At 60.7% G+C, this 5086-nt stretch carries 6 protein-coding genes; 1 reads left to right on the forward strand and 5 read right to left on the reverse strand.

Features of this window, described 5'->3' with window-relative positions; genetic code table 11:
- Positions 1-134: 134 nt before the first annotated feature.
- Entirely contained in the window at positions 135-380 is a 246-nt protein-coding gene (locus Q0072_RS02170; protein WP_298325053.1) for a hypothetical protein, read from the reverse strand.
- A 33-nt stretch (positions 381-413) separates the two neighbouring features.
- Positions 414-1571, reverse strand: coding sequence for a DegT/DnrJ/EryC1/StrS aminotransferase family protein (locus tag Q0072_RS02175; RefSeq protein ID WP_298325056.1), 1158 nt, complete (start codon positions 1569-1571; stop codon positions 414-416).
- Positions 1572-1942: 371 nt separating this feature from the next.
- On the opposite strand from Q0072_RS02175, the gene Q0072_RS02180 reads away from it, so the two are divergent.
- A complete protein-coding gene (locus tag Q0072_RS02180) occupies positions 1943-3376 on the forward strand; it encodes an aldehyde dehydrogenase family protein (protein ID WP_298325059.1) in 1434 nt (477 codons plus the stop codon).
- 239 nt (positions 3377-3615) lie between these two features.
- On the opposite strand, the gene Q0072_RS02185 is transcribed toward Q0072_RS02180, so the two are convergent.
- The 3 genes from Q0072_RS02185 to Q0072_RS02195 form a co-directional block, all read right to left on the reverse strand.
- The gene (locus Q0072_RS02185; RefSeq protein ID WP_298325062.1) at positions 3616-3984 is read right to left on the reverse strand and encodes a hypothetical protein; all 369 of its coding nucleotides are present in this window, start codon (positions 3982-3984) and stop codon (positions 3616-3618) included.
- Between the two features lie 282 nt (positions 3985-4266).
- Entirely contained in the window at positions 4267-4740 is a 474-nt protein-coding gene (gene msrB / locus Q0072_RS02190) for a peptide-methionine (R)-S-oxide reductase MsrB (RefSeq protein WP_298325065.1), read from the reverse strand.
- A gap of 61 nt (positions 4741-4801) precedes the next feature.
- On the reverse strand, positions 4802-5086 hold a 285-nt coding region (locus tag Q0072_RS02195), incomplete at its 5' end, for a GNAT family N-acetyltransferase (protein WP_366941767.1).

Genomic DNA, 5086 nt, shown 5'->3' on the forward strand with positions numbered 1-5086 from the left:
ACGAAGTGGGGAGGTGGCAGCGAGCGAAGCGAAGCTGACGGAGGGGTATAACCGTCCGTAAGATACCCCTCCGCCTCGTAAACTCGGCACCTCCCCATAAAATGGGGAGGAGGAAGATCGCAAACGTTAATTCGTCACCACAGCCTAGCGGCGTATCTGGGCATATCCGCCAGCGCCCACTCATAGGCCTTGCGGATTTCAGCCTGACTGAACCCCTGATCCCAAAGTTCCGTCATCAGAGTATTCAGAACACGCTCCAGAGCGCTTGCGCTGACCGATACGTCCATCTCGTGCAGATGCCGACACCTGACCGCTAGCTGGGCCGCCAGATCATAGGCACCGAAGAGTTCAGTCTCTTCGCTCGTCAGGTCATTATCCATGATAAAAACCTTTCTCACAGGAGCGTGACGGCCCTACTTAAACGCCTTTACCGCCGCGACGATTTCGGCTTGCGTTTCCGCGGTGAGATAGGGGCTGAACGGCAGGCTGATCACCGTCTTCGACTTGGCTTCCGACACGCTCAGATCACCCGTACCAGCGGTGAACATGCTATAGCCCGGCTGCTGATGCAGGGGGATGGGGTAATAGACCGCCGTCGGGATGCCTTTTTCACGCAAGGCCAATTGCAGGCCATCGCGGTTTTCATGCTCGATCGTATATTGCGCCCAGGTCGAAACGTAGCCGTCCTTCACATAGGGCACGCTGGTTACAAAGCCCTCCAGCGCCTCATTATAGCGCTTGGCCACGGCCTGACGCAGCGTGATCTCTTCGGTAAAGATGGCCAGCTTCTCGATCAGCACCGCCGCCTGAATCGTATCGAGGCGCGAATTCATGCCGATGCGCACATTGAGATACTTGGCCTCGTGCACATAGTTCATCGTCGCCGCATCGGTCGGCGTCGCGCCACCGTGCACGCGGAACGAGATCAGGCGCTCAAGAAGGGCATCATCATTGAGCACCACCGCCCCGCCATCGCCATAGCAGCCCAGTGGCTTGGCCGGATAGAAGCTGGTCGAGGTGGCGTGCGCCCATTCCAGCGGCTGTTTGCCGTCAATGGTACAGCCAAAGCCCTGCGCCGAGTCGGCAATCAGGAACAGGCCATGCGCCTGCGTGATTTTTGAGATCGCCGGATAGTCGGCCGCTTGCCCGAACAGATCGACGGCGATGACCGCGGCGGGTTTCAGACGCCCTTCGGCCTTGACGGCGGCAATGGCGGCCTCAAGCTTCACCGGGTCCATATTGTAGGTTTTGGGGTCGATATCGACAAAGACCGGCTCGGCCCCCGTCATCGGCACCACTTCGGCGGTAGCGACAAAGGTAAAGGCCGGGACAAACACCGCATCGCCCTTACCCACACCCAGCCCCAGCAGGACCAGTTCGATGGCGTCCGTGCCGTTGGCGCACGACAGGGCGTGCTTCGATCCGGCGAATTGGGCCAGATGGGCCTCAAAGGTCCGCACCTCCGGCCCCATAATATAGGCACCGTGCGCCAGCACCTTTTTAATCCCGTCTTCGATAGACGCGCCAATGCGTTCGCGCTGCGCACCCAGATCAATAAAGGGAATAGCCATGAGACACCTTCGGTAAGCCACATAAGTTGAGGCAGAGACTTATCACCCCTCACGCCCGGCGCACCTCAAAAGGCATTACCTATCGTTTCATCTGCGGCCTATCGACGCGGCGCGGCAGGCCCAACATTCAGATACCGTATACACACTCACTTGTCGGACATTTACCTTGGCGATGCGCCGTGCTAAGGCGGCGGCAGACGTGATCCTCGCCCTTCGGATTTTGCTTGAGCCCATCGCGGCTTTTGCGCATAAGAGCGGCGTGTGAGCGCTAACATATTTTCGCGGATACCCGTTCAGCATTGGTGCTGGCGCGTGTCCGGGTCTATTTCCGTCGCACGGGCAAACGCCTTATTCATTCAGGGAGAGCTACCTTGACCACTTTCGGCAATCTGATCAACGGCGAATGGGTCGTTACCGGCACCACCTTCAACAACATCAACCCGTCGGACACCAACGACATCATCGGCGTCTATTCGACCGCCGGTGAGCCGGAAGTGAAGGCCGCCATCGCCGCCGCGCGCGCCGCCTTTGAAACCTGGCAGTATTCGACGCCGCAGCAGCGTTTCGACATCCTCGACGCCGCCGGGTCCGAAATCCTGGCCCGCAAGGCCGAGCTGGGTGCGCTGTTGTCGCGCGAAGAAGGCAAGACCCTGCCGGAAGGCATCGGCGAAGTCACCCGCGCCGGTCACATCTTCAAATATTTCGCCGGTGAAGCCCTGCGCGCCCATGGCGAAGTGCTCGACTCCGTCCGTCCGGGCATCAAGGTCGAAATCACCCGTGAACCGGTCGGCGTCATCGGCCTGATCTGCCCGTGGAACTTCCCCATCGCCATCCCGGCGTGGAAGATGGCCCCGGCCATCGCCTTCGGAAATACGGTGGTGTGTAAGCCGGCTGAGCTGACGCCGGGCTGCGCCTGGGCGCTGGCCGACATCCTGACGCGCGCCGGCCTGCCCAAGGGCGTGCTGAACGTCGTCTTCGCCCGCGGTTCCGTCGCCGGTCCGCTGATGATCGACGGCTGTGACGCCATCACCTTCACCGGCTCGGTCCCGACCGGCACGCGCGTGCGTGACGCCGCCGTGGCCAAGGGCAAGCGCATTCAGTGCGAAATGGGCGGCAAGAACCCGGTCATCGTGCTGGACGACGCCGACCTGAACATCGCCGTCAACTCGGTGCTGAACTCGTCCTTCTTCTCGTCCGGTCACCGCTGCACGGCCTCGTCGCGCATTATCGTGACCGAAGGGATTGCCGATAAGTTCGTCGCGGCTCTGGCCGATGCCGCCAAGGCCATCAAGGTCGGCGACAGCCGCGCCGACGGCGTGCAGATGGGCCCGATCGCCTCTCAGGAACAGCTCAAGATCGCGCAGGACGCCGTGGCCAAGGCCAAGTCCGAAGGCGGTGTGATCGTCGCCGGTGGCGAAGACCTGACCTTTGGCACGCCGGGCTACTATTACGCCCCGACCCTGATCGACAAGACGACCCCGGACATGGCCATCAACAAGGAAGAGGTCTTCGGGCCGGTCGCCTCGGTCATCCGCGTCAAGGACCTCGACGAAGCCATCAAGGTCGCCAACGACACCGAAATGGGTCTGTCGGCCGGTATCTGTACCTCGTCGCTGAAGGCCGCCGAAACCTTCAAGCGTAAGGCTCAGGCCGGTATGGTCATGGTCAACCTGCCGACCGCCGGTGTCGATTACCACGTGCCGTTCGGTGGCCGCAAAGCCTCCTCCTACGGCTCGCGCGAACAAGGCGCCTACGCCAAGGAATTCTACACCATCGTCAAGACGGCCTACACCTTCGCGGGTTAAGTTCTCTGGACAAGAGGACGTGGGGGCAGCCGCCCCCACACTCTCGATCATTATGTTTCGGGTAGAAACATAATGATCGAGATTTGTTTCGCCCCTCGCCGGGCGGTGGCTCCGCCACCTTGGCCGCCGCCTCAATGGCGGCTTGAGCGGGATGATTTCATGAGAAATCATCCCGCTCTGGAACGAAAAAGCGCCCCCGGCAACGAGGGCGCTTTTTTTGTGCCTGAGAGGGCGGTTATCTACCGACTGGCCAGAGCCGTGCCGCGCACCAGCGCCACCAGTTCCGGACTGGCCTGACGGTACTGGATCGACTCGATCTGATCATTGACGCCGCGCGCGTGGCCTTCGACCCACACCACCTTGCCATCGGCCAGAGCGGCCTTGACCCTGAACTGTGTATCGAAATGCGTGCTGCCGCCTTCGCAGCGATCGAGGTCCACCACCGCCTTGCGCACCGGGCCGGACACGCTTTCGGCATCGGCCTTCACCGAGTCGGCAATCGCCTTGCCCACCAGGCGCTCCTGCTGTGCGTCGCATTCGGCAAAGGCCGGCACGGCAAGGGTCAGAAAGGCCGCAGCGGCGGCGGCACCATAGACAGATTTCATCATGACGAATTCACTCCATTTTTTCTTGTTCTTGGGCGAATGCCTTGTTCAAGGGCGCAACCGTAACCCGTGGGACTGCTCGTAAAGAATGCGCCAATTCAGGGGTTTGGCAACAAAAAATATTCCGGACCCTGAACAAAATCACGGATTTTTTACCGCCGATATTTAATCAGTTTACGGATTAAATAGTGTGATAATGTTGTGAAATAAAAGAATTTTGGCCTTCAGGGACAAAAAAGAAGCCCGACCAAAGGGCCGGGCTCACACGCAAAAATGTTTCAGAAATCAGCCAATCGCCGCCGGATCGTCGCGCTCCAACGGGTCGGGCAGGGCTTGCCCGTCCGGCACAAAGTCCATCGCCACCGAATTGAGGCAATAACGCAGGCCCGTCGGGCGCGGGCCGTCTTCGAACACATGCCCCAGATGCGAATCGCACCGGCCGCAGCGGATTTCCGTGCGCACCATGCCGTGCGAGACGTCGCGCAGATAGCGGATATGCCCCTCACCCACCCCCTGAGAAAAGCTGGGCCAGCCCGATCCCGAATGGAACTTGGCGCGCGACGAAAACAGCGGCAGGGCGCACAGGGCGCAGGTGTACAGCCCCTCTTCCTCGTACTCATCGAACTTGCCGCAGAAGGGCGGTTCTGTGCCGTGATCGAGCAGGATGCGCCGCGCTTCGGGATCGAGCTTTTCAGCCAGCAGACGCAGCTTTTCAGGCGTAGGCGGGGTCAGGTCGAACCCCAGTTCGGAACGGGCCATGCGGATGTCCTTTTACAGTGTGCACCCAATATAGGCACATCCGCCCGCCCTTCACAGGGGCTTAAACCGTATATCCGTGGCTCAGCAACCGCGCCCGGCAATCGTCGCGCACCGCGGCCCAGTCGGCGCGCAGCAGCCCCAGCCCGATCACATCGTGCGGCCCATCGGATTTGACGACGTGGCGGCGGAAATGCGCCTCGGTCTGAAAGCCGAACGACTGATGCAGCTTCCACACGGCGCCATTGCTTTCCAGCACCTCGCACCACAGCTTTTCGAGCCTGAGGACATTAAAAGCGTGCTCGATCATCTGAAATTCGACCCACGCCCCCAGCCCCTTACCGCGCGC

Source organism: Asticcacaulis sp., assembly GCF_027484505.1.
Lineage (GTDB): Bacteria > Pseudomonadota > Alphaproteobacteria > Caulobacterales > Caulobacteraceae > Asticcacaulis.